The following is a 24,333-nucleotide window of genomic DNA, read 5'->3' on the forward strand; positions in this document are numbered from 1 at the left end:
TACTCGAGATAATGGAGTCGATCGCATCATGCAGCATTCTGGCCTGCGGCACGCCCGCGTGAGCTTTTCCTTTCTGACAGAGCCGACCGTTTGCTTCGGGCGCCAACGCGCGCCGTCGCGAGATCGGCTTACGCCCGTTTTCTCCACAAATTGATGCGCCCGCGGCCGCCGCCGGCGCGCCGTGGTTGCTTCCTTGCCAACGCACGAGGTTCATGATGGCCGGACCCATCGAACAATTCGAGATCAAGTCGCTCTTCCACATCGCCGAGGTCGGCGGACACGACATCAGCTTCACCAATTCGTCCGTCTTCATGATCGTGACGGTGGCGATCGCCAGCCTTTTCCTGATCCTGTCAACGCGCCGGCGCGGCCTGGTGCCGAACCGGGCGCAGTCGGCGGCCGAAATCATCTACGAGTTCGTGTCGAAGACCTTGCGGGAGAATGCCGGCGAGCACGGCATGCGTTTCTTCCCGCTGGTGTTCTCGCTGTTCATGTTCATCCTGGTCGCAAACCTGATCGGCATGTTCCCCTATGCCTTCACGGTGACGAGCCACATCTCGGTCACCTTCGCGCTGGCGGCTCTGGTGTTCCTGACCGTGACGATCTACGGCCTGGTCAAGCACGGCTTCGGCTTCCTTCGGCTGTTCATGCCCTCGGGCGTGCCGCTGGTGTTGGCGCCGATCATCATCCCGATCGAGGTCGTGTCCTACATCTCGCGCCCGGTCAGCCACTCCGTTCGTCTTTTCGCCGTCATGCTTGCCGGCCATATCACCTTGAAGGTTTTCGCCGGCTTCGTCGTCAGCCTCAGCGGCTTCGGCGCGCTCGGCATGCTCGGCGCGGTCATGCCGCTGATGATGACCGTGGCGCTGACGGGTCTGGAACTGCTGATGTCGGTCATCCAGGCCTACATCTTCACCATGCTGACCTGCATGTATCTCAACGACGCGCTGCATCCGAGCCATTGAGGTGACAGTGTAGTGGCTCCCTTCCCGCGGAAGGGAGCCACTGGCTCATTCAACCGTCGTCCGCTGCGCCTCGATGCGGGCCGTCCGCCAGGACGACCACAGGAAGGCGGCGAGGAAGATCACGGTCATCAAGAGCACGATGGTCGGTGCCGGGGCGCTGTCGATGAAGAACGAGAGATAGACGCCCGAGAACGAGGCAACGGTCGCGACCAGCACGGCAACGATGAGCATGCTGCCCATGGTGCGGGTAATGAGAAACGCGATGGCGCCGGGGGCGATCAGCATGGCGATGGCGAGGATCAGGCCGACGGCCTTCAGCGCACCGACGATCGTCAGCGACAGGATTGCCAAGAGCCCATAGTGCAGCCAGTTGACGCGCAGGCCGACGGCCTTGGCCTGTGCCGGGTCGAACGCATGCAGCAGGAAATCCCGCCATTTCACCGCCAGGATGGCCGTTGCCACCAAAGCGATCAGACCCGTCTCGATGATATCGGGCCAGCCGATGCCGAGCATGTCGCCGAAGAGGATATGGTCGAGATGCACGTCGCTCTGGATCTTGGTGTAGAGCACCAGGCCGAAGCCGAACATGCCGGAAAACACCACGCCCATGACGGTGTCCTGCTTGATGCGGCTGTTTTCCTTGAGGTAGCCGGTCAGGAGCGCGCAGGACATGCCGGCGGCAAAGGCGCCGACCGCAAGCGGCAGGCCGACGATGTAGGAGATGACGACGCCGGGGAAGACCGCGTGCGAGATGGCGTCGCCCATCAGCGACCAGCCTTTCAGCACGAGAAAACAGGAGAGCAGGGCGGTCGGGATCGCCACCAGAACCGAGATCAGCAGCGCGTTGCGCATGAACTCGAATTCGAAGACGGCGAGCAGAAGGTCGAGCGAAATCATGGCGTGACCTCCAGGGCTTCGGCGCTGCGCCGGCGGGCTGCCAGCAAGCCGTGCTTCGGTGCGAAGACGAAGGCCACGAGGAAGATCAGCGTCTGCAGCACGATGATGATGCCGCCGGTGGCGCCGTCGAGGAAGTAGCTGAAATAGGCGCCGAAGAAGCTGGTGAGCGCGCCAATCGCGACGCTGATAACGATCAGTCGCGGAAAGCGGTCGGTGAGCAGGTAGGCGGTGGCACCGGGTGTCACCACCATGGCGATGACGAGAAAGGCGCCGACCGTCTGCAGGGCTGCGACCGTGCAGGCAGACAGCAGCGTGAAGAACAGCACCTTCAGGAAGGTTGTGGGGATGCCGATCGAGCGTGCATGGCTCTCGTCGAAGAAGGTGACCATCAGGTCCTTCCACTTCGCCGTCAGGATGACCAGTGAGACGATGCCGATCAGCGCAAGCTGCAGCGTGTCGGCAGGCGTGATGGCGAGGATGTTGCCGAGAACGATCGTCTGGATGTTCACCGAGGTCGGCGACAGCGACACCATGAACAGGCCGAGGCCGAAGAACGAGGTGAAGATCAGCCCGATGATTGTGTCTTCCTTGAGCCGGGTGCGCTGGTTGAGAAACAGCATGGCGCCGGCCGCAAGCCCGCCGGAAAAGAAGGCGCCAAGCGAGAAAGGCAGGCCGAGCATATAGGCACCGGCGACACCCGGAACGATCGAGTGCGAGAGCGCGTCGCCGATCAGCGACCAGCCTTTCAGCATCAGATAGGACGACAGGAAGGCGCAGACGGCGCCGACCAGGGCGCTGACCCACATGGCGTTGACCATGTAATTGTAGGTGAAGGGCTCGAGGAGCGTGGCGATCATTTGCCTGCTGCCTCCGGGTCGGTCTCCGGCTTTGCCGGTTGCGACACCATCTGCCCCTTGGCGCCGTACATCACCAGCGGACGCTCGTCGTCGGTGATGACGGAGAGTTGCCGCGGATCGGCGTCGTCATGCAGGCTGTCGCCGCCGAGCACAAAATGCCGGAGCACGCCGCCGAAGGCGAGTTCAAGGTTTTCGCGGGTAAAGGTCGTTTCCGTCGGGCCGTAGGCGAGCACGGTGTTCTTCAGGAGAACCGTGCGATCGCAGAATTCCGGCACGCTGCCGAGATTGTGGGTCGAGACCAGCATGACTCGGCCCTCGTCGCGCAAGCCCATCAGCAGTCGGATGATGGCGTCCTCGGTCTTGACGTCGACGCCGGTGAAAGGCTCGTCGAGCAGGATGACGCGACCGTCCTGGGCAAGGGCGCGCGCCAGGAACACGCGCTTCTTCTGGCCGCCGGAAAGCTCGCCGATCTGGCGCTTGCGGAAGTCGCTCATGCCGACGCGGGCAAGGGCAGCCTCCACCGCCTCATGGTCGGCCTTCTTCGGGATGCGCAGCATGTTCATGTGGCCGTAGCGGCCCATCATCACCACGTCCTCGACCAGCACCGGGAAGTTCCAGTCGACCTCTTCGGCTTGGGGCACATAGGCGACGAGGTTTTTCTTCAGCGCTTCCGGCACCGACAATCCGAGGATCGAGATCTCGCCCTTGGCGAGCCGGGCAAAGCCCATGATCGCCTTGAAGAGGGTCGACTTGCCGCTGCCGTTGACGCCGACAAGGGCGGTGATCGTGCCGGTCGGGATCTCGAAGGAGGCATCGCGCAGCGCCCGGTGGCCGTTGCGATAGGTCACGGTCGCGCCGGTTACGCGGATGCCGCTGCCAACATCTCCGGTGCCGGCAGTGGGGCGGGCACCGGTCTTCACCTGAAGGTTCATTGCGAAAGGCCTTTCGCGATGGTTTCGGACGTGACGCGCAGGAGGTCAATATAGGTCGGCACCGGACCATCGGCTTCACTCAGGGAATCAACATAGAGCACGCCGCCGTATTTTGCGCCGGTTTCCCGCGCCACCTGTTGGGCCGGATCGGGCGAGATCGTGCTTTCGGAGAAGACGACGGGGATGTTGTGGGCCCGCACCGCGTCGATGACCTTGCGCACCTGCTGGGGCGTGCCCTGCTGGTCGGCGTTGATCGGCCAGAGATAGAGCTCCTTCATGCCGAAGTCGCGGGTGAGGTAGCTGAAAGCGCCTTCGCTCGAAACCAGCCAGCGCTTGTCCTCGGGGATCTTGCCGATCTCGGCCCGGATGGGGGCGATCGCCGCCTCGATCTTCTGCTTGTAGGCTTCGGCATTGGCCTTGTAGGTCTCGGCATTCTCAGGGTCGTACTTCACGAAAGCATCGCGAATGTTGTCGACATAGATCAGTGCTGCCGAAGGCGACATCCAGGCATGGGGGTTCGGCTTGCCGCTATAGGGACCTTCGGCAATGCCCATCGGCTCGACGCCGGCAGACACCACGACGCCCGGCACGTCGTCGAAATTCTGGAAGAATTTTTCGAACCAGAGTTCGAGGTTGAGGCCGTTCCAGAGGATCAGCTTGGCATCGTGCGCCTTGAGGATGTCGCGCGGGGTCGGCTGGTAGTTGTGGATCTCGGCGCCGGGTTTGGTGATGGATTCGACGATTGCCGCGTCGCCCGCGACGTTCTTGGCCATGTCGGCAATCACCGTGAACGTCGTGACGGCCTTGAATTTTTCCTGCGCAGAAACGGCACCCGGAACGAGCACGAAGGCTGCCAATGCGGTTGCTGCAACCAGGATCGCGCGTCTCGTCTGATCGATCATTCCATACTCCCCGATGTTGTCATGCACAGGAGTAGGGGAATGATTTGCATAAGTCAATGCAAATGAGAAGCATTCGCAACTGGCTATTTTCAAACTAACCGGCCTTGGCTAGTGTAGCGCCATGAAACAGAACAAGAATCGCGTTGAAGAGCTGGAAGGCGTGCTTCGGGACGGCGGCGTGCGCGTGACGCGTCAGCGTGCGGCGATCCTGAAGATCCTCGCAACCGCCGAGGACCACCCGGATGCGAGCGAATTGCACCGCCGCGCCAAGGAACTGGATGCCACCGTGTCGCTGTCGACCGTCTACCGGACGCTATCGGCGCTGGAGCAACAGGGCGTCGTGCAGCGCCACGCCTTCGAAAGCGCCACCGCCCGTTTCGAGACGGCCGATGCGCCGCATCATGACCACCTGATCGACATCGACACCGGCGCTGTCATCGAATTCCGCTCGGACAAGATCGAGCAACTGCAGGCGGAAATCGCCGCCGAACTCGGCTACGACCTGGTTCGCCATCGGCTCGAGCTTTATTGCCGCAAGCGCAAGGACTGAGCCACATTGCTTCGTAACGTCGAAAAGGCGCAGCGGATGATCGCTGTGCCTTTTGTGTTTTAGCTTAAGCCTAGCCGCGTTCGGCGATGGCGGCTCTCGTCCGGCGCGCCGGGATGGTCATGGCGGCGACGCCGATGACGACGCAGGCAAGGCCGATCCAGATCGTGTCCGACAGCCGTTCACCGAGGAAGAGAACGCCGATCGACACTCCGACGGGCACGCGCAGATAGGCCTGCGCCGTGGCGCCCACCGAGCCGAGCGTCTGGATCAGCCGGAAATAGATGGCGAAGGCGAGCGCCGTCGAGAACACGGAAAGGCAGACGAGCGCGATCACCGACTGGGCGGAAGGCGCGAGCGTCCATGGCTGGTCGATCACCAGGCTTGCCGGGATGAGAAGCACGGCGCCGGCAAGAAGCGAGCCCGCGGCGGGCACGATCGGGTCGAGGCCCCGGAAATTCTTTCCAAAAATAGCGGCACCCGCATAGCAGACCGTCGCGAACACCACGGCAAGCTGCGGCAGCAGTTGATCGCCGAGACCGCCAAAGGCTTCGACGCCGATGATCAGGCTGATGCCGGCCATGCCGGCCACAACACCAACCAGCTTCCGTGCCGATGCGGCCTCGTGGCGGGTGATCAGCGCCGTCAGCAGGAAGGCGAAGATCGGGGTGGCGGCATTGAGGATCGAGGCGACACCGGCATCGATCGTCTGTTCGGCCCAGGCAATCAGGGTGAAGGGGACGACGCTGTTGAGGCAGGCCTGGAACAGGAAGCGTTTCCATGTGGCCGCATCGCGGGGCAGCTTGATGCCACGACAGCGCAGGACGGCGAGCAGAATGGTGCCGGCAATCAGCGTGCGGGCCGCGATCAGCGTCACCGGCGGGATGGTTTCGACGCCGATCTTGATGAAGGTGTAGGACGCACCCCACAGCGTTGCGAGCAAGGCGAGCAGCAGAAACTCGAGGGGGAGATTGGTCTTGGCCATGGTGGTCGGATCCTTCGGTGCGTTTTCGTTGCCCCCTTTCTAGGGTGCCGCCACACGCCGATGCTTCGCCCGCGATCGAAGTGTCGAAGTTTTTCGGACGCCAGAACGGCAAAGCCCCGGCCTCCTTGCGAAGGCCGGGGCGTGATGGTCTTGAGCCGGCTCAGTGGCTGTCGGCGAGCTTTGCCGCGTTGATCGAGGCGGAGCGCTCGACGTGCAGGCCGTTGAAGAAGGCGTTGAGCACGACCGCCGAGATCGAGGCGAGCACGATGCCCGATTCGATGATCGGGTGGATCGCATGCGGCATCCACATCAGGAAGTTTGGCGCGATCAGCGGGATCAGGCCGAAGCCGACCGAGACGGCAACGACGAACAGGTTGTTGCGCGACGACTTGAAATCGACCGTCGACAGGATGCGCACGCCGGTGGCCGCCACCATGCCGAACATGACGAGGCCGGCGCCGCCGAGCACGAAGGTCGGAACGGCCTCTACCAGCGCGCCCATCTTCGGGATCAGGCCGAGCACGATCATGATCGCGCCGCCCATGACGCAGACATAGCGGCTCTTGACGCCGGTGACGCCGACGAGACCGACATTCTGCGAGAAGCTGGTGTAGGGGAAGGTGTTGAAAAGGCCGCCGATCATCGTGCCGATGCCGTCGACGCGAAGGCCGGCGGTCAGCTGCTGTTGCGAGACTTCCCTGTTGGTGATCTCGCCGAGCGCCAGGAACATGCCTGTCGATTCGATCATCACCACGATCATCACCAGCGACATGGTGGCGATCAGCACCGGATCGAAGATCGGCATGCCGAAGCGCAAGGGGGTAACGACGGCAAACCAGCCGGCATCCGCCACCCGGTCGAAATGCATCATGCCGAGGCCGGCGGCAAAGACGCAGCCGATGACGATACCAGTCAGCACCGCAATGTTGCTGATCAGCCCGCGGCCGAAACGCGCGACGACGAGGATGGAGATCAGCACGAAGGCGGCGAGCCCCACATGGCTTGGCTCGGCATAGATGGGGTTGGGGACCGTGGCGCCGAGCACGACGCCATCGGGAACGGCGGGGCCACCTGTGGTCGCGAGCTTCTTCAACTCGGCCAGCCATTCGGCGTGGGCCGGATCGACCACCTTCGGCGCTGTCGGGCCGAAGGGGTTGCCGAAGATCCAGTTGACGCCGACGCGCATCAAGGTCACGCCGATCACCAGAATGATGGTGCCGGTGACGATCGGCGGGAAGAAGCGGAGCAGGCGCCCCATGATCGGGGCGAGCAGCAGGGCCACCAAGCCGGCGCCGATGATGGCGCCGAAGATCAGCCGTGCGCCTTCGTGGCCGGGCGTCATCGTCGCCATCGACACCATCGGCCCAACGGAGGCGAAGGTCACGCCCATCATTACGGGAAGGCGGATGCCGACGCTGCGGGTGATGCCGAGCGACTGGATGATGGTGACGAGACCGCAGACGAAAAGATCGGCGGAAATCAGGAACGCGACATCCTGAGGGCTGAGCTGCAACGCCCGGCCCACGATGAGCGGAACCGCGACGGCGCCGCCATACATGACAAGAACATGCTGGATCCCAAGGGTCGCTAGCTTGCCGACAGGCAGCTTCTCGTCCACCGGGTGTATGCTGGATGCGTCGCTCATGGTTACTCCTCCCATCACGTCGACCAGTCCGCTTCCCCGTCCTCCAACAGGGATCCCCCGTCTCTCGACAGGGGAATGCCATCTTTGGTGTCGGGACAGAATGCCGCAAGCACAACCCAGGAGTAAACACTTTCGGGAATCCGAGGGTAATGGGTGTCGACAATGGGAAATACCGGACCGCAATAGTGGCGGAAAACGGCAAAACAGATGCAACGTTGCCGCAATGAAGCGCAGGCAATCTCCAACGGCATCAAGGCGAGCACTCGCCTCCGGGTTGTCCAAGGGATTGCTGTTTATGAAATCATCGTCGCCTGCTGGCACGTTTCGCCGATTGGTCGGCGCAATGATTGCGATTGTTGTCGTTCTATGGCCGTTTGCTGCCAACGCCGAGACCGAGGAGTTCCCTGGGCAGTGGCGGCAGATGGGGTCGAACGTCGGCACATGCGACAGCTGCTGGCTGGCAATCAAGCAGCACGGGCCGATCCTGAAAGTGTCTTCCAGCAGCGGCTGGTTCGCCTTTGCCCATGCGGACCTGAAGACCCGCACCGGGACCGCGAACGGCATCGGCCGCTGGAGCGAGAAGGCCCGCGGCCACTATGGCGGCAAGCCGTTCGACGTCCGCTTCGTCATCGTCGACAAGCAGCTTTACCTCGACATGGTCGTGCTGATGGATGACGGCACGAAACAGGCGATCCGGGCGATTTTCGACAAGGACCGACCGGGCAAGACCGCGCGCCGGGTATTGGCGAAATCGTAGGGCCGATGTTTCCTGCTAGATTGGGTTCGATGAGCCGCCATTTGCCGGGAAGAGATTGGCGGCCATGAAGTCGACGAAAACGCGCAGTTTCGGCGCGAGATGCCGGCTCGAGGGCCAGAGGATCCGGTAGGTGCCGCAACGGCGCAGCTGGTTTTCGAGAACCGGTACAAGTGTCCGCTCTCGCAGCTGTCGCCTGACCGTGAAATCCGGAAGGCAGGCGATGCCGAGCCCCTCCTCGGCCATGTGGATCAGCGGCTCCAGCGCATTTGAGACGGCTGTTACCGGCAGATCGACCGTGAGTGCAACGTCATCCTTCACCAACGGCCAGGGTTCGAGCTTGCCTGTCGAAGGAAAGCGGTGATGCAGGCAATAATGGCGTTCAAGATCCGCCGGCGTCTCCGGCACGCCGTGTTGCTCGAAATAGGCGGGTGAAGCAACCAGGTAGGGGTGGAACGTACCGAGTTGGCGCGTCATCAGCCTTGAATCGCCGAGCTGGCCGCTGCGGATCACGGCATCGAAGCCCTCCTCGATGACGTCTACCATGCGGTCGGAGAAATCGAGATCGATCTCGACCTGCGGATAGGCGCGCATGAAGGCGGCAAGCGTCGGCATCAGCAGCATACCGGCCATCGGCAGGCTGACGCGCAGCTTGCCGCGCGGCGCCTCCTGGCTCTGCACCAGCTCGGCCTCGGCCGCTTCGATCTCGCAAAAGATCCGCCGGCAGCGTTCGAGAAACAGTGTGCCCTCCGGCGTCAGCGTGACGCTGCGGGTGCTGCGATGAAAGAGGCGAACGCTCAAGCGCTCCTCCAGACGTGCAATCGCCTTGCCGACGGCGGAGGGGGAAACGCCGAGCTGGGCTGCAGCCTCGGTAAAGCTGCGGGCGTCTGCCGCCTGCACGAATGCATTGAGTGCCCCAAGGCTGTCCATTTTCCGTCCTCGTCCGTCTCGCGCGATTGTGGATGTTTTTGTCCGATATCTTCGGAGCTGTAGCGCATTTTTCTCTGATTGGAAGCTCGTCATAGTCCGCCTGGCCGAGGCAGCGCGTTCGCCGCGCGACAACTCCGTCGGCGAAAGAAGGAGAAAACATGCAGCAGGCACCTTTGGCCGGTTTCCATCGGGATCCGGAGCCCACCGTCTTCATCGTCAATGTCATCCACGCGCACCAGGGCAAACAGGAAGAGGCGTTTCGCCTGATCCAGGACGTGGTCAACTATGTCGCCGAGCGCAAGGAGGGCTTTCTCTGGAGCAATCTTGCGAAGAGCACCGATGGCAAGACGGTGGTCAATATCGAAGCGATAGCCGGCGAAGGAAATGTCGAGGAGTTCTTCACCGACGCGGTCTTCCTTGAAAAATTCAGGGCGCTGGATGCGGTCTCGACCTGCGAGTTCCACACCTATCGCGTCGATGATCTGGTGCTGCCCAAGCGTGCAGCACTCGCGGCATCGGCCTAGGCCAGATCGCCGCCCGCCTTCGGCCGGCGGCGAACGCCTTGCGCGCGCATCCTTTCCGCCATTGCCCTTGAGACCGACATTCCGTCGGGTGAGACCGAGAGATAGATTCCATGCAACCCAACGACTGCGCGCTTTCACCTCCGCAGGATACATTATCCATGCCGGCCTCCGGCACTCGGCTGCCGTTATCTGCGCTGCTGGCACTTGCAAGCGCCGGGTTCATCACCATCCTCACCGAGGCGCTGCCGGCGGGGCTGCTCTCGCAGATCAGCGCCGACCTCGGCGTTTCGCAGTCGCTGGCCGGGCAGATGGTGACGGCCTATGCGATCGGTTCACTCGTTGCCGCTATCCCGCTCGTGGCGCTGACGAGGACCTGGCGTCGGCGGCCGCTGCTGGTTGCGGCAATCGCCGGGTTTGCCATCGTCAACACGATCACCGCGCTTTCGAAAGACTATGCGCTGATCATGGCGGCGCGCTTCCTTGCCGGTGTCTTTGCCGGGTTGCTCTGGGCGCTCGCAGCCGGCTACGCCAGCCGCATGGTGGCGCCGCAACATCAAGGACGGGCGATTGCCATTGCCATGCTCGGCGCACCGGTGGCGCTGTCGGTCGGCATTCCCGCCGGAACGCTGCTCGGCGCCGTGACCGGCTGGCGCCTGACCTTCGGCCTCCTCAGCATCGCGACACTTCTGCTGATCGGCTGGATCCTGCGGGCGCTGCCCGACTTTCCCGGGCAGCGCACCGAGCGACGCCTGGCGCTTTCGTCGGTTTTCCGGCTACCTGGGATCCGACCGGTCCTGTTCGTGATGTTCGCCGTCGTTCTCGCCCACAATGCGCTCTACACCTATATCGTGCCGTTCCTGCAGCCGTCAGGTCTGGATGCGGCAGCTGACAGAGTGCTGCTTGTCTTCGGCCTCTCTTCGCTGGCCGTCATTCCGGTCACTGGGGCCTTGGTCGACCGGCATCTGCGCCTGATGGTGCTCGCGACCACGGCGCTGTTTGCAGCCGCATCGCTGCTGCTTGCGGCCTTCGGGGGCGTACCGGCGGCGATCTATCTCGGCGTCGTCGCCTGGGGTGTGGCCTTCGGTGGTGCGCCGACATTGTTCCAGACCGCGTCTGCAAAGGCGGCGGGCGGGGAAGCGGATGCGGCGCAGTCGATGATCGTCACCGCCTGGAATGCAGCAATGGCCGGCGGCGGCTTGGCGGGCGGACTGTTGCTCGAGAGTGCCGGCGCGGCGATACTTCCCGTCGTCGTGCTGGCAATCCTGCTCCCGGCCTTGGTCGTGGCCTTGCTTGGGCGGCAAGGATTTCCTCCGCGCTCGCGCTGACGATCTGCAGGCATGAAAAAACCGGGGCCGTTGCCGACCCCGGTGCCGCATCTCCTGATCTTCGGCCGCCCGTTTGCACGGGCGGCCGCCGTCCTCGGAGTTGTTACTTCTGCCAGCTCTTGACCAGTTCGTCGTAATTGACGGTCATCGGCTTTTCTTTTTCGTTCTCGATCTTCAGCTGCGGAGCGAGGTTGCCCTTGGAAACGGCATCCTTGTTCCAATATTCGAGGTCGTGTTCCTCGGCGAGCTTCGGACCGATTTCGCCCTGGATGCCGGCGCGTTCGAGGCGCTGAAGCACCTTCTCCTGCTCGGCGCACAGCGAGTCCATCGCTTCCTGCGGTGTCTTGGCGCCGGAGGAGGCGTCACCGATGGCCTGCCACCAAAGCTGAGCCAGCTTCGGATAGTCAGGAACGTTGGTGCCCGTCGGCGACCACTGAACGCGGGCCGGCGAACGATAGAACTCGATCAGACCGCCGAGTTCTGGCGCGCGCTTAGTGAAGCTTTCGTGCTGGATCGAGGATTCGCGGGTGAGCGTCAGGCCGACATGGCTCTTCTTCACGTCCACGGTCTTCGACGTCACGAACTGCGCATAGAGCCATGCGGCCTTGGCGCGGTCTTCCGGCGTCGACTTCATCAGCGTCCAGGAACCCACGTCCTGATAGCCGAGCTTCATGCCGTCCTTCCAATAGACGCCGTGCGGCGAGGGAGCCATGCGCCACTTCGGCGTGCCATCCTCGTTGACAACAGGCAGGCCCTTCTTGACGGCATCGGCGGTGAAGGCCGTGTACCAGAAGATCTGCTGGGCGATGGCACCCTGGGCCGGGACCGGACCGGATTCGGAGAAGGTCATGCCCTGGGCTTCCGGCGGAGCATAGGCCTTCAGCCAATCGAGATACTTGGCGATCGAGTAGACTGCGGCCGGGCCGTTGGTGTCACCGCCACGGGCGACGCACGAGCCGACCGGCTGGGACTTTTCGTTGACCTTGATGCCCCATTCATCGACCGGCAGGCCGTTCGGAATGCCCTTGTCGCCGTTGCCGGCCATCGACAGCCAGGCATCGGTGAAGCGCCAGCCGAGCGACGGGTCCTTCTTGCCGTAGTCCATGTGGCCATAGACCTTCTTGCCGTCGATCTCACGGCCGGTGAAGAACTCGGCGATGTCCTCATAGGCAGACCAGTTGACGGGCACGCCGAGGTCGTAGCCATACTTCGCCTTGAAATCGGCCTTGTTCTTCTCGTCGTTGAACCAGTCGTAGCGGAACCAGTAGAGGTTGGCGAACTGCTGGTCGGGAAGCTGGTAGAGCTTCTTGTCCGGTGCGGTCGTGAACGACGTACCGATGAAGTCGGCGATGTCGAGGCCGGGGTTGGTGACGTCCTTGCCTTCGTTGGCCATCCAGTCGGTGAGGTTGCGAACCTGCTGATAGCGCCAATGGGTGCCGATCAGGTCGCTGTCGTTGACATAGGCGTCATAGATGTTCTCGCCGGACTGCATCTGCGTCTGCAGCTTTTCGACGACGTCGCCTTCACCGATGAGGTCGTGGGTGATCTTGATGCCGGTGATCGCGGTGAAGGCGGGCGCCAGCACCTTGGATTCGTATTCATGCGTGGTCAGCGTTTCGGAAACGACCTTGATGTCCATGCCGGCAAACGGCTTGGCGGCATCGACGAACCATTGCATTTCCGCTTCCTGGCCGGCGCGGTCGAGCGTGGAGAGATCGCCGACTTCCTTGTCGAGGAACTGTTTTGCCTCGTCCATGCCGGCGAATGCCGTGCCGGTAAGAGCCAGCAGCACCGCCGCTGTCGTCGTGAAAAGGTGCCGTCGCATATTTTCCTCCCTTTGGGTTTTGCGATTGCGTTCATTGCAGTGTCGGAAGGCCCTCCCGGACCTCCCAGTTCGATCGCCTCAGACGTAGCGGAAGACGCCGACGGCATAGACGACGGAGAGCGCCAGCGCCCACCAGAGGTGCTGTCCGCCGCCGAAGCCGAGCCACGCGAGGTGAATGAAGGCGCTGCCGAGCAGCGATACGAAAAGCCTGTCGCCGCGCGTCGTCTCGAAGCGCAGGATGCCGATGCGCGGGTTGCCGCCCGGCGAGACGTATTCCCAGATGCCCATGCCGACGAGCAGCAGGGCGATGGTGATGAAGAACAGCGCCGTCGGCAGCGTCCATGCCATCCATGAGAAATTCATGACGAAGCTCCTTTAGACGCGGCCCAGGGCAAAGCCCTTGGCGATGTAGTTGCGCACGAAATAGATGACGAGCGCGCCGGGGATGATGGTGAGCACGCCGGCTGCCGCCAGCACGCCCCAGTCGAGGCCGGAGGCGGAAACGGTGCGGGTCATGATCGCGGCGATCGGCTTGGCGTCCGTGGTGGTCAGCGTGCGGGCAAGCAGCAGTTCGACCCAGGAGAACATGAAGCAGAAGAAGGCCGCGACGCCGATGCCGGACGCGATCAGTGGCGTGAAGATCTTCAGGAAGAAGCGGGGGAACGAGTAGCCGTCGATATAGGCGGTCTCGTCGATCTCCTTCGGTACGCCGGACATGAAGCCTTCCAGGATCCAGACCGCCAGCGGCACGTTGAACAGGCAATGAGCCAGCGCCACGGCTATGTGGGTGTCGATAAGACCGAAGGCCGAGTAGAGCTGGAAGAACGGCAGGGCGAAAACGGCCGGCGGCGCCATGCGGTTGGTCAAGAGCCAGAAGAACAGGTGCTTGTCGCCGAGAAAGCGATAACGTGAGAAGGCGTAAGCCGCCGGCAGTGCAGCTCCCACCGAGATCACCGTGTTCATGACGACGTAGATGATCGAGTTGATGTAGCCCTTATACCAGGACGGATCGGTGAAGATCACCGTGTAGTTCCGCAAGGTCGGGTTCTGCGGCCACAGCGAAAACGTGCTGAGGATCTCGCTCGTCTCCTTGAAGCTCATGTTGACCAGCCAGTAGATCGGCAGCAGCAGAAACAGGATGTAGACCGTCGGGATCAGCCAGGAGAGGCGTTGCGACAGGGGTTGTGTTGTAGCGGTCATGGTTTTTCCTCCCTTCCGGCTCAGCTCTGCGCGTCGCTTGTGGTCATCACGGTGTAGAAGATCCACGAGAGCAGCAGGACGATGAGGAAGTAGATGATCGATAGGGCGGCCGCCGGACCGAGGTCGAACTGGCCGATGGCCATCTTGACGAGGTCGATCGACAGGAAGGTGGTGGAGTTGCCGGGGCCGCCGCCGGTGACGACGAAGGGCTCGGTGTAGATCATGAAACTATCCATGAAGCGCAGCAGGAAGGCGATCAGAAGCACGCGCTTCATCTTCGGCAGCTGGATGTAGCGGAAGACGGACCAGCGCGATGCGCCGTCGATCTTGGCGGCCTGATAGTAGGCGTCGGGGATCGACACGAGACCGGCGTAGCACAGGAGCACGACGAGGCTCGTCCAGTGCCAGACGTCCATGACGATCAGCGTCACCCAGGCGTCGATCGGGTTCTGCACGTAGTTGTAATTGATCCCCAGCGCTTCCAGCGTGTGCCCGAGCAGGCCGATGTCGACGCGTCCGAAGACCTGCCAGATGGTGCCGACGACGTTCCACGGGATCAATAGCGGCAGCGCCATCAGGACGAGGCAGACCGGCACGCCGAGACCCTTCTTGGGCATGTTGAGCGCGATGATGATGCCGAGCGGGATTTCGATCGCAAGGATGATTGCTGAGAAGATCAGGTTGCGGGTGAGTGCGTCCCAGAACCGGTCGGAAGTCAGAACCTCGACATACCAGTCGGTGCCGGCCCAGAAGAACTCGTTGTTGCCGAAGGTGTCCTGAACCGAATAGTTGACCACGGTCATCAGCGGGATCACCGCCGAGAAGGCGACGAGCACCAGCACCGGCAGGACCATGAACCAGGCTTTGTTGTTCCAGGTCTTTTCCATGATCAGGCCTCCCCGCCGACGCGCCAGGAATCGGCGTAGATGTTGATGGCCTTCTGTTCGAAGGCGATGCGTGGATCGGCAGGGATGTCGCCATCCTCGTCGAGGATGATCGAGATCGGCTGGTCGGCGAAGCGGGCGCGCACGATCTTGTGGCGGCCGATATCCTCGACCTTGGTGATCGCGACCGGCATGCCTTCGCGGCCGATCGACACGAATTCCGGACGGATGCCGAGTTCGGTCTTGGCGCCGGACTTGATCTCGGGCCGGAAGTTGAGCGCAATGCTCTCGCCGCCGACCGTCGCGGTGCTGCCGTCGATTTTTGCCGGCAGAACGTTCATGCCCGGCGAACCGATGAAATAACCGACGAAGGTGTGGCGCGGCCTTTCGAACAATTCGGCGGGCGTGCCGATCTGCACGATCTGGCCGTCATACATGACGACGACCTTGTCGGCGAAGGTGAGCGCTTCGGTCTGGTCATGGGTGACATAGACCATGGTGAAGCCGAACTGCTTGTGCAGCCGCTTGATCTGCGAACGCAGCACCCATTTCATTTCCGGATCGATGACGGTGAGCGGCTCGTCGAACAGGATGGCGCTGACGTCGGAGCGCACAAGGCCGCGACCGAGCGAGATCTTCTGTTTCTGGTCGGCCGTCAGGCCTTGCGCCTTTTTGCCCGCCCAGCCGCCCAGCCCGATCATCTCGATGATCTCCTTGACGCGGCGGTCGACCTCGGTCTCCGGCACATGCCGGTTGCGCAACGGAAAGGCGAGATTGTCGTAGACGGTCATCGTGTCGTAGATCACGGGGAACTGGAACACCTGGGCGATGTTGCGGTCCTGGGTGGACAGATGCGTCACATCCTTGCCGTCGAAGAGGATGCGTCCCTCCGAGGGATTGATCAGGCCGGAGATGATGTTGAGCAGTGTGGTCTTGCCGCAGCCGGACGGTCCGAGCAGCGCATAGGCGCCACCGTCGTTCCATTCGTGGTGCACTTCCTTGAGCGCATAGTCGTTTTCCGACTTCGGCTTGGCGCCATAGGCGTGGCGGATATGTTCGAGATCGATGCGTGCCATTGTCTTTCCTCCCAGCGCCTCCTCAGGCCGTTTCGCCGATCGCCCGCCCATCCGGCCCGAAGGCCATCAGGTGGCGGATATCGACGAAGACCTCGAGGGTTGCGTCCGGTTCGATGTCGTGGATGCCCGGCGCCAGCATGACCCAGCGCGCACCGGAAAAGCCGACGTGGATGAAGCTTTCGGAGCCTGCGATTTCAGAGATTGCGGTCTTGACCGTCAGCGGCGTCGCGCCATCGAAGGGACGGCCGAACGAAAGGTGGTGCGGCTGGAAGGCGACCGTGCAGGGGCCGTCCGGCAGCGCCGAAAGGTGGGCGGGAACGGACAGAACGTGCTTGCCGTCGAACGTGAAGATCGAGCCCGACTTGATGAGTTCGATCGTGTTCAGCGGCGGATCGGCGAAGGTGCGTGCCGTCACTAGGTCGACCGGGCGACGGTAGACATCGATGGTCTTGCCGAACTGGGTGATGCGGCCCTGGCTGAGCGCCGCCGTGTATCCGCCGAGAAGCAGCGCTTCCGATGGTTCCGTGGTGGCGTAGACGAAGATCGCGCCCGACGCCGCAAAGATCTTCGGCAGTTCCTCACGCAGCTCCTCGCGCAGCTTGTAGTCAAGGTTGGCAAGCGGTTCGTCGAGAAGCACGAGATCGGCATTCTTGACGATGGCGCGCGCCAGCGCCGTGCGCTGCTGCTGGCCACCGGACAGGCTGAGCGGCGTGCGGTCGAGATAGGCCGTGAGCTTCAGCAATTCGGCGGCCTTGCGCACCTCGCGGTCGATCGTGGCAGCGTCCGAACCCTTGATGCGCATCGGCGAGGCGATGTTGTCGTAGACGGTCATCGACGGGTAGTTGATGAACTGCTGGTAGACCATGGCCACGGAGCGCTTCTGGACCGGCAGGCCGGTCACGTCGGTGCCGTCGAAGATCAACGAACCGGAGGCAGGCTTGTCAAGGCCGGCCATCAGCCGCATCAGCGACGTCTTGCCGGAAAGGGTCGGGCCGAGCAGCACGTTGAGCGTCCCCCTCTGCAGCACAAGATCGGTCGGGTAGATATGCGTCTCCCCGCCCACGACCTTGGATATCTTCTTCATTTCAAGCATTGAATTCTCCGGTGTTCCACCCAGCCATCGGCATTCCAGTATGCGGGGATCCTCAGGCGGCGGCGTTCGCCGCGCCCCGCATGTATTCCTCCAGTGCCGCCGCCTCTCCGGGCGTCAGCTTCAATCCCAGTTTGGTGCGCCGCCACAGCACGTCCTCGGCGTGCCGGGCCCACTCCTCGCGGATCAGCCACTTCACTTCCGCCTCATAGAGGTCGGCGCCGAAATGGCGCCCAAGGCCAGCCTCGTTCGAAGCCTGCCCGAGCAGCGCGGATGCGCGCGTGCCGTAGAGGCGGACCAGCCGGCGCACATGGCCGGCGGCAAGGAAGGGGTATTTCTTGTGAAGCTTGGCGACCTCGTCGGCATAGCCCTTGGCGGGGAAATCACCGCCCGGCAGGCTCGAACCGGCCGTCCACTTGGCACCTTTGACGCCAATGGCTTCGCCGATCTTTTCGAGTGCGGATTCGCTCAGGCGACGATAGGTCGTCAGCTTGCCGCCGAAGACATTGAGCAGCGGTGCCGTCGCCTTGTCGCCCTCGACACGAAGAACGTAGTCGCGGGTCGCCTCCTGCGCCTTGCTGGCACCATCGTCAAACAGCGGGCGGACGGCCGAATAGGTCCAGACGATATCGTCCTTCTCCACCGGCTCAAGGAAATACTCGCTCGCCGCCTTGCAGAGATAGTCGACCTCCGTGTCGCTGATGCGCACATCTGCCGGGTTGTCGGTATAGTCGCGATCGGTGGTGCCGATCAGCGTGAAATCGTCTTCATAGGGGATGGCGAACATGATCCGGCCATCCGGGTTCTGGAAGAAGTAGGCGCGCGGGTCGTTGAACTTCTTGCGCACGACGATGTGGCTGCCCTGGACCAGGCGCACGTTGTGGACGTCGTTCTTGCCGAGCGCACTTGCGAGCACCGCATCGACCCAGGGGCCCGCGGCATTGACCAGCATGCGCGCTCGCGTCTGCCGGCGCTCGCCAGTCGTGGTATCTTCGGTTTCGATCGTCCATGTGCCGTTGTCGCGTTTCGCCGAGATCACCCGGGTGCGCGCCATGATCCTGGCGCCGCGGTTGGCTGCATCTCGGGCATTGAGCACGACCAGCCGGGCGTCGTTGACCCAGCCGTCGGAGTATTCGAATGCCTTGGTGAACAGCCGCTTCAACGGCTTTCCGGCCGGATCGCGGGTCATGTCGAGCGTCGCCGTCGCCGGCAGCAGCTTGCGGCCGCCGATATGGTCGTAAAGAAACAGGCCGAGGCGGATGAGCCAGGCCGGGCGCGGGCCGCCCTTATGATAGGGCAGAACGAACCGCATCGGCCAGATGACGTGCGGCGCCATCGCCCAGAGCACTTCGCGCTCCATCAGCGCTTCGCGCACCAGGCGAAATTCGTAATGTTCGAGATAACGCAGGCCGCCGTGGATGAGCTTGGTCGAGCCGGACGACGTGCCGGAGGCAAAGTCGTTCATCTCGGCAAGCGCGACCGAATATCCCCGACCGACCGCATCACGCGCGATGCCGCATCCGTTGATGCCGCCGCCGATAACGAAGACGTCGAAGATTGCCTGCTCTGCCACTGCTTTTCCCCTCCCACATTTCGCAACGCACAAATTGGTGCAATCGCGAAAGCGAAATCAGTTAAAGCGAAAACATATCGAATGTCAAACGAATGTTGGACGAATCTCAGAACCGTCTAAAAAAGCGTTTCTCAGGCCTCGGTTTCGATCAGGCGAACGTCCTGCTCGGCGCAGATTTTCCGCACGTTATCAATGAGGCAGCGGTCGGTGATGAAGGTCTGGACCTGGGAGATATGGCCGATGCGAACGGGGGCCGTTCTTTCGAATTTGGTCGAGTCGGAAACGAGGATGACATGGCGGGCATTGGCGATGATCGCCTGGGCGACTTTCACTTCGCGAAAATCGAAATCGAGCAGGGCGCCGTCGCTGTCGATGGCGGAGGCGCCGATGACGGCGAAGTCCACCTTGAACTGCTTGATGAAGTCCACTGCCGCCTCTCCGACGATGCCGCCGTCGGAGCCGCGAACGACGCCGCCGGTAATGACTACCTCGATCGATGGGAAGACGCGCAAGTGGTTGGCGACGTTGATGTTGTTGGTGATGACCATCAATTCCTTGTGGTCGAGCAGCGCTTCGCCGACGGCTTCCGTCGTCGTGCCGATGTTGATGAACAGCGAGGCGTTGTCGGGGATGAGGGCTGCTGCCGCCCTGCCGATCGCCTGCTTCTCGGGTGCGGCGATCTGGCGGCGGGCATCGTATTTGACGTTTTCCTTGCCGCTCGGGAAGATCGCGCCGCCGTGAATCCGGTTGAGGATCTTGGCGTCGCAGAGGTCATTGAGGTCTTTGCGGATGGTCTGCGGCGTCACCGAAAAGCGCTGCGCCAGCTCCTCGACGAGCACGCGTCCTTCGTTCTTCGCCAGTTCCAGGATCTCCGCCTGCCGCCCCGTCAAGTACATTCCGAAACCTCCCCGTTTTCGTTTTTTTTCATAATATGCAAAAACGAAAGCTGCGCAATTTCAGAAATCGGCGTTTGTCGCGAATCTGCTTTCGTCGTCGCATGTGAATTGCGCGCGTTGCAATCGCCCCGGCGATAGGCGACTTTGGCAGTGACGGGAAGAGGGAAAAGACATGTTTCATCCGGCCTTGTTCAAAGGCATGACTGTGGTGGTGACCGGTGGCGGACGCGGCATCGGCCTCGAGGTGGCGCGCCAGTTCCTCGATTGCGGCGCGCATGTGTTCGTTCATGCCGGCCGCACGGTCGGCGACCTGCCGGATTTTCTGGAGACGGCGGCGACCGAAGGTCGGGCCCATGTGGCGGCGGCCGACTTCCTGGCTGAAGGTGGAGTCGAGGCGCTGGCGGACGAGATCCGTCGCCGGTTCGACAGCATCGATATCCTCGTCAACAACGCCGGCACCATGGTTGGCCGTTTTCCTGCCGCGGAGCTGACGGACGAGCAATACCGCACCGTCGTCCAGCTCAACCAGACATCGGTCGTCGAGATGACGCGGGCGCTGCTGCCGCTGCTGCGGAAGGGCACGCACCCGGCAATCGTCAACACCGTGTCGATTTCGGCCCTGACCGGTGGCAGCGCGGGCTCCGCGATCTATTCCGCAACCAAGGCGTTCGTCTCCACCTATTCCAAGGCGCTGGCGCGCGAACTGGCGCCTGAGGGCATCCGGGTCAACTGCGTCTCGCCCGGCACCATCACCACCGAGTTCCACGAGCGCTACTCGTCACCGGAAAAACTGGAAGCGACGCGCAAGGCCATCCCGATCGGCAGGCTCGGCACCGCCGAGGATTGCGCGCCGGCCTATCTGTTCCTCGCCTCCCATGCGCTTTCCGGCTACATCACCGGCCAGGTGCTGGAGGTCAACGGCGGCCAGCTCATCACGTGAGTGGATGCTTTCAAGGCCATGCCCCCCATCCGCCTGCCGGCACCTTCTCCCCGCCAGCGGGGCGAAGGGGCGTGCGGCACGCTCCCGGTCCCTTCCGCCCGCTGAATGGGGGACGAATGTTGTGGCACCGTTTGGATTTCTTTGGCCGGGATCGCTCTTGGGCAGGGATCGGGGCACGTCCCCTCTCCCCGCCCGCGGGGAGAGGGTTAGGGTGAGGGGCAAACGCGAGGACACCCGTGTGAGGTTCAAACTCAAGAACACCAAAGGGCAGGCATGATCGACAAGCTGGAAATGTTCCTGGTGCTCGCCCGCGAAAAACACTTCGGTCGGGCGGCGCTCGAATGCGGCGTGACGCAGCCGACACTGTCGGCGGCAATCCGCCAGCTCGAAGACCAGCTCGGCGTCATGCTCGTCAGCCGCGGCTCGCGCTTTCAAGGGCTGACACCGGAAGGGCAACGTGTCCTGGAATGGGCCCGCCGCATCGTCGGCGATGCTCGAACCATGCGCGAGGAGATGCGCACGGCGCGCAAGGGGCTGTCAGGCCATATCCGCCTGGCGGCGATCCCGACGACGCTTGCCATGGTGCCGATGATCACCGCGCCGTTTCAGGAGAAGCATCCCGACGTGACCTTCTCGGTGTTGTCGACCACGTCGCTGCAGATCCTGGCGCTGCTCGAAAACCTGGAGATCGACGCGGGCCTCACCTACCTGGAGAACGAACCGCTCGGGCGGGTGACCAGCGTCCCCCTGCAGATCGAGCGTTATCACCTCGTAACCGCCGCGGGAACGCCGCTTTCCGATCGCGAAAGCGTGACGTGGAAGGAGGTTAGCGACATTCGGCTTTGTCTATTGACCGCCGATATGCAGAACCGCCGGATCATCAACCAGCATTTCTCCGAGGCCGGCGTCGTCGCGCAGCCGACACTCGAATCGAATTCGATGATCGTGCTTTTCTCCCATGTACGCACCGGTCGCTGGGCCAGCATCATGCCCTTCAACGTCGCGAAATCATTCGGTTTTCACGAGGATATCAGGATGATCCCGATCGTCGAACCGGATGCCCACCACACCGTTGGTCTGGTTGCGACGCATCGTGAACCATTCACGCCGCTGGTGTCGGCGCTTTTGCATGAAGCGCGTATTCTCGGCGAGCGAAATCAAGTTCAATAGATTTTTTCTATCGACCAACGAAACAGCCTTATTGACCCATTCGGCGAGAAGCGCGAAGCTTTTTATTCATGGGAATGGACGTGGAGGAAACGGCCTTCCCTGGCGATGCCAATTTGAGCTGAGCGCGATCTGCACAAGAGGCGCCGCAGCCGCGAGCCGGGAGGGCTCCCCGAGTGAACATTCACCAGCCGCGTGGCGACGTGCCCGGACGCACGCTTGCGATCGTCGAGGAACTGAAGGGGCTCGAAGGGCCGCTGCTGCCGATCCTGCATGAGATCCAGCACGAATTCGGTTACGTGCCGCAGGACTGTCTGCCGGTAATCGCGCGGGAACTCAACCTCTCGCGCGCCGAGGTCTATGGCGTCTTCTCCTTCTATCATGATTTTCGCGAGCACCCTGCCGGCCGCCATGTGCTGAAGCTGTGTCGCGCCGAGGCGTGCCAGTCGATGGGCGGCGATCAGCTTGCCGAAAGTGCCAAGCGCCTGCTCGGCATCGACTTTCACGAGACGACGCCCGACGGCGCGGTGACGCTGGAGCCGGTTTACTGTCTCGGGCTCTGTTCCTGCGCACCCTCCGCGATGTTCGACGGAGAGGTGCATGCCCGGGTCGATGCCGACGATCTCGACGCTCTCGTTGCGGAGGCGCGCCGATGACCACGAAGATCTACATCCCCCGCGATGCCGCAGCCCTGGCGCTCGGCGCCGACAAGGTGGCGAAGGCGATGGAGGACGCGATTGCCGGACGCGGCCTCGATGTCACCATCGTGCGCAACGGTTCGCGCGGCCTGCACTGGCTGGAGCCGCTGATTGAGGTTGAGACGCCGGGAGGCCGCGTCGCCTATGGGCCGGTGAAGGCGCGCGATGTAGCCTCACTCATCGACGCCGGCCTTGTTGAAGGTGGAAGCCATGCGCTCTGTCTCGGGAAGACCGAGGATATTCCGTTCCTGAAGCAGCAGACGCGTCTGACCTTTGCCCGCTGCGGCGTCATCGATCCCGTGTCGCTCGACGATTACCGCGCGCATGGTGGTCTTCGCGGACTTGAGAACGCCATCGCCATGGAGCCGATGGCAATCGTCACCCAGGTGACCGAAAGCGGCCTTCGCGGCCGCGGCGGTGCCGGCTTTCCCACCGGCATCAAGTGGAAGACGGTGCTGGAAGCGGCAGGCGAGCGCAAGTACATCGTCTGCAACGCCGACGAGGGCGACAGCGGTACCTTTGCCGACCGGATGATCATGGAGGGCGATCCCTTCGTTCTGATCGAGGGCATGGCGATCGCCGGCCTTGCGACCGGTGCGACCAAGGGCTTCATCTACACGCGCTCCGAATATCCGCACGCAATCGCCACCATGGCGCAAGCGATCGAGATCGCGCGCCGGGCAGGTGTGCTCGGGCCGTCGGTGCTCGGCTCGGGCCGTGCCTTCGACATGGAAGTGCGCACCGGCGCTGGCGCCTATGTCTGCGGCGAGGAAACGGCGCTGCTCAACAGTCTCGAGGGCAAGCGCGGCATCGTCAGGGCGAAACCGCCGCTGCCGGCACACAAGGGCCTGTTCGACTGTCCGACCGTGATCAACAACGTGATTTCGCTCGCCTCCGTTCCTGTCATCATGGACAAGGGTGCCGCCTTCTACCGCGACTTCGGAATGGGCCGGTCGCGCGGAACGATCCCGATCCAGATCGCCGGCAACGTCAAGCATTCAGGCCTGTTCGAAACCGCCTTCGGTCTGGCGCTCGGCGAGATCATCGATCATATCGGTGGCGGAACGGCAAGCGGCCGGCCGGTCAAGGCCGTACAGGTCGGCGGTCCGCTCGGCGCCTATTTCCCGCGCGCCCTGTTCGACACGCCGTTCGACTATGAAGCCTTCGCCGCCCGGGACGGGCTGATCGGCCATGCCGGCATCGTCGTCTTCGACGACACCGCCGACATGCTGAAGCAGGCACGTTTTGCCATGGAGTTCTGCGCCATCGAAAGTTGCGGCAAGTGCACGCCCTGTCGCATCGGCTCGACCCGTGGCGTCGAGGTGGCTGACAAGATCGCCGCCGGCATCGAGCCGGAGAGTAACCGCGAACTGCTCGCCGATCTCTGCAACACGATGAAGTTCGGATCGCTCTGCGCGCTCGGCGGCTTCACGCCCTATCCCGTCGTCAGCGCCATGACGCATTTCCCGGATGATTTTCAGCCGGCTCCATTGGTGGAGGCTGCGGAATGATGGCGGTAGCACTTCGAAATTTGCCCCTCACCCTAACCCTCTCCCCGCATGCGGGGAGAGGGGACGAGGCTCACGTGGCGTTTGAGGCGAACCGAAAGGGTGCGGCATCTCCCTTCTCCCCGCCGGCGGGGAGAATGTGGCGGCAGCCGGATGAGGGGCGGATACTCGCCTGCGAGGCAGAGCTGGGTAAGTCCGCTCCCTTGAACAACA

24 protein-coding genes are annotated in these 24,333 nt (G+C 62.8%); 9 read left to right on the forward strand and 15 right to left on the reverse strand.

Features of this window, described 5'->3' with window-relative positions; genetic code table 11:
• The first annotated feature begins 215 nt into the window (after nucleotides 1-215).
• Nucleotides 216-965: a F0F1 ATP synthase subunit A gene (locus HT585_RS19040; protein ID WP_176354449.1), complete on the forward strand. Its 750-nt coding sequence runs from the start codon at nucleotides 216-218 to the stop codon at nucleotides 963-965.
• 45 nt (nucleotides 966-1,010) lie between these two features.
• Here the strand turns inward: HT585_RS19040 and HT585_RS19045 are convergent, their stop codons facing one another.
• Genes HT585_RS19045 through HT585_RS19060 form a run of 4 tightly spaced genes read right to left on the reverse strand, consistent with a single transcriptional unit; the run spans nucleotide 1,011 to nucleotide 4,553 of the window.
• On the reverse strand, nucleotides 1,011-1,862 hold the full coding sequence (locus HT585_RS19045) for a metal ABC transporter permease (protein ID WP_176354450.1): 852 nt from the start codon (nucleotides 1,860-1,862) through the stop codon (nucleotides 1,011-1,013).
• Complete coding sequence (locus HT585_RS19050) at nucleotides 1,859-2,719, reverse strand: metal ABC transporter permease (protein WP_176354451.1); 861 nt, start codon at nucleotides 2,717-2,719, stop codon at nucleotides 1,859-1,861. The genes HT585_RS19045 and HT585_RS19050 overlap by 4 nt, the downstream gene beginning before the upstream one ends.
• A complete protein-coding gene (locus tag HT585_RS19055) occupies nucleotides 2,716-3,651 on the reverse strand; it encodes a manganese/iron ABC transporter ATP-binding protein (protein WP_210270477.1) in 936 nt (311 codons plus the stop codon). Before HT585_RS19055 ends, HT585_RS19050 begins: the two co-directional genes overlap by 4 nt.
• Complete coding sequence (locus HT585_RS19060; protein ID WP_176354452.1) at nucleotides 3,648-4,553, reverse strand: metal ABC transporter substrate-binding protein; 906 nt, start codon at nucleotides 4,551-4,553, stop codon at nucleotides 3,648-3,650. Before HT585_RS19060 ends, HT585_RS19055 begins: the two co-directional genes overlap by 4 nt.
• A gap of 121 nt (nucleotides 4,554-4,674) precedes the next feature.
• On the opposite strand from HT585_RS19060, the gene HT585_RS19065 reads away from it, so the two are divergent.
• Nucleotides 4,675-5,103, forward strand: a complete 429-nt coding sequence (locus HT585_RS19065; RefSeq protein ID WP_077502234.1) for a Fur family transcriptional regulator — start codon at nucleotides 4,675-4,677, stop codon at nucleotides 5,101-5,103.
• A gap of 70 nt (nucleotides 5,104-5,173) precedes the next feature.
• Here the strand turns inward: HT585_RS19065 and HT585_RS19070 are convergent, their stop codons facing one another.
• A complete protein-coding gene (locus tag HT585_RS19070; RefSeq protein WP_176354453.1) occupies nucleotides 5,174-6,085 on the reverse strand; it encodes a DMT family transporter in 912 nt (303 codons plus the stop codon).
• A gap of 160 nt (nucleotides 6,086-6,245) precedes the next feature.
• Complete coding sequence (locus tag HT585_RS19075) at nucleotides 6,246-7,730, reverse strand: nucleobase:cation symporter-2 family protein (RefSeq protein WP_176354454.1); 1,485 nt, start codon at nucleotides 7,728-7,730, stop codon at nucleotides 6,246-6,248.
• A gap of 343 nt (nucleotides 7,731-8,073) precedes the next feature.
• Between HT585_RS19075 and HT585_RS19080 the strand changes: the two genes are divergently transcribed.
• Nucleotides 8,074-8,487, forward strand: coding sequence for a hypothetical protein (locus tag HT585_RS19080; protein WP_176354455.1), 414 nt, complete (start codon nucleotides 8,074-8,076; stop codon nucleotides 8,485-8,487).
• 15 nt (nucleotides 8,488-8,502) lie between these two features.
• Here the strand turns inward: HT585_RS19080 and HT585_RS19085 are convergent, their stop codons facing one another.
• A complete protein-coding gene (locus tag HT585_RS19085) occupies nucleotides 8,503-9,414 on the reverse strand; it encodes a LysR family transcriptional regulator (RefSeq protein ID WP_176354456.1) in 912 nt (303 codons plus the stop codon).
• Between the two features lie 158 nt (nucleotides 9,415-9,572).
• On the opposite strand from HT585_RS19085, the gene HT585_RS19090 reads away from it, so the two are divergent.
• Together HT585_RS19090 and HT585_RS19095 are read left to right on the forward strand one after the other, a co-directional pair.
• On the forward strand, nucleotides 9,573-9,938 hold the full coding sequence (locus HT585_RS19090; protein ID WP_176354457.1) for an antibiotic biosynthesis monooxygenase: 366 nt from the start codon (nucleotides 9,573-9,575) through the stop codon (nucleotides 9,936-9,938).
• 158 nt (nucleotides 9,939-10,096) lie between these two features.
• Complete coding sequence (locus tag HT585_RS19095; RefSeq protein WP_210270478.1) at nucleotides 10,097-11,263, forward strand: MFS transporter; 1,167 nt, start codon at nucleotides 10,097-10,099, stop codon at nucleotides 11,261-11,263.
• Between the two features lie 103 nt (nucleotides 11,264-11,366).
• On the opposite strand, the gene HT585_RS19100 is transcribed toward HT585_RS19095, so the two are convergent.
• From HT585_RS19100 to HT585_RS19135, 8 genes are all read right to left on the reverse strand, one after another.
• Nucleotides 11,367-13,088, reverse strand: coding sequence for an ABC transporter substrate-binding protein (locus HT585_RS19100; protein WP_077502220.1), 1,722 nt, complete (start codon nucleotides 13,086-13,088; stop codon nucleotides 11,367-11,369).
• Between the two features lie 78 nt (nucleotides 13,089-13,166).
• The gene (locus tag HT585_RS19105; protein WP_176354459.1) at nucleotides 13,167-13,451 is read right to left on the reverse strand and encodes a DUF2160 domain-containing protein; all 285 of its coding nucleotides are present in this window, start codon (nucleotides 13,449-13,451) and stop codon (nucleotides 13,167-13,169) included.
• A 12-nt stretch (nucleotides 13,452-13,463) separates the two neighbouring features.
• Nucleotides 13,464-14,288 (reverse strand): carbohydrate ABC transporter permease, encoded by an 825-nt coding sequence (locus tag HT585_RS19110; RefSeq protein WP_176354460.1) that lies wholly within the window; start codon nucleotides 14,286-14,288, stop codon nucleotides 13,464-13,466.
• Between the two features lie 20 nt (nucleotides 14,289-14,308).
• Complete coding sequence (locus tag HT585_RS19115; protein WP_176354461.1) at nucleotides 14,309-15,175, reverse strand: carbohydrate ABC transporter permease; 867 nt, start codon at nucleotides 15,173-15,175, stop codon at nucleotides 14,309-14,311.
• 2 nt (nucleotides 15,176-15,177) lie between these two features.
• The gene (locus tag HT585_RS19120) at nucleotides 15,178-16,248 is read right to left on the reverse strand and encodes an ABC transporter ATP-binding protein (protein WP_176354462.1); all 1,071 of its coding nucleotides are present in this window, start codon (nucleotides 16,246-16,248) and stop codon (nucleotides 15,178-15,180) included.
• A 22-nt stretch (nucleotides 16,249-16,270) separates the two neighbouring features.
• A complete protein-coding gene (locus tag HT585_RS19125; protein ID WP_176354463.1) occupies nucleotides 16,271-17,341 on the reverse strand; it encodes an ABC transporter ATP-binding protein in 1,071 nt (356 codons plus the stop codon).
• Nucleotides 17,342-17,393: 52 nt separating this feature from the next.
• Nucleotides 17,394-18,911: a glycerol-3-phosphate dehydrogenase gene (glpD, locus tag HT585_RS19130; RefSeq protein ID WP_176354464.1), complete on the reverse strand. Its 1,518-nt coding sequence runs from the start codon at nucleotides 18,909-18,911 to the stop codon at nucleotides 17,394-17,396.
• Nucleotides 18,912-19,042: 131 nt separating this feature from the next.
• Nucleotides 19,043-19,807 (reverse strand): DeoR/GlpR family DNA-binding transcription regulator, encoded by a 765-nt coding sequence (locus HT585_RS19135; RefSeq protein WP_176354465.1) that lies wholly within the window; start codon nucleotides 19,805-19,807, stop codon nucleotides 19,043-19,045.
• Between the two features lie 172 nt (nucleotides 19,808-19,979).
• On the opposite strand from HT585_RS19135, the gene HT585_RS19140 reads away from it, so the two are divergent.
• The 4 genes from HT585_RS19140 (at nucleotide 19,980) to HT585_RS19155 (ending at nucleotide 24,123) form a co-directional block, all read left to right on the forward strand.
• Nucleotides 19,980-20,747 (forward strand): SDR family NAD(P)-dependent oxidoreductase, encoded by a 768-nt coding sequence (locus HT585_RS19140; protein WP_176354466.1) that lies wholly within the window; start codon nucleotides 19,980-19,982, stop codon nucleotides 20,745-20,747.
• Between the two features lie 273 nt (nucleotides 20,748-21,020).
• Nucleotides 21,021-21,917 carry a LysR family transcriptional regulator gene (locus HT585_RS19145; protein WP_176354467.1) on the forward strand — a complete coding sequence of 299 codons (897 nt, stop codon included), beginning with the start codon at nucleotides 21,021-21,023 and terminating at the stop codon, nucleotides 21,915-21,917.
• 173 nt (nucleotides 21,918-22,090) lie between these two features.
• Nucleotides 22,091-22,570, forward strand: a complete 480-nt coding sequence (locus tag HT585_RS19150; RefSeq protein ID WP_176354468.1) for a formate dehydrogenase subunit gamma — start codon at nucleotides 22,091-22,093, stop codon at nucleotides 22,568-22,570.
• A complete protein-coding gene (locus tag HT585_RS19155; RefSeq protein ID WP_176354469.1) occupies nucleotides 22,567-24,123 on the forward strand; it encodes a formate dehydrogenase beta subunit in 1,557 nt (518 codons plus the stop codon). The genes HT585_RS19150 and HT585_RS19155 overlap by 4 nt, the downstream gene beginning before the upstream one ends.
• The last annotated feature ends 210 nt before the right edge of the window (nucleotides 24,124-24,333 follow it).

It is taken from the genome of Ensifer oleiphilus, assembly GCF_013371465.1.
Taxonomy (GTDB): domain Bacteria; phylum Pseudomonadota; class Alphaproteobacteria; order Rhizobiales; family Rhizobiaceae; genus Ensifer; species Ensifer oleiphilus.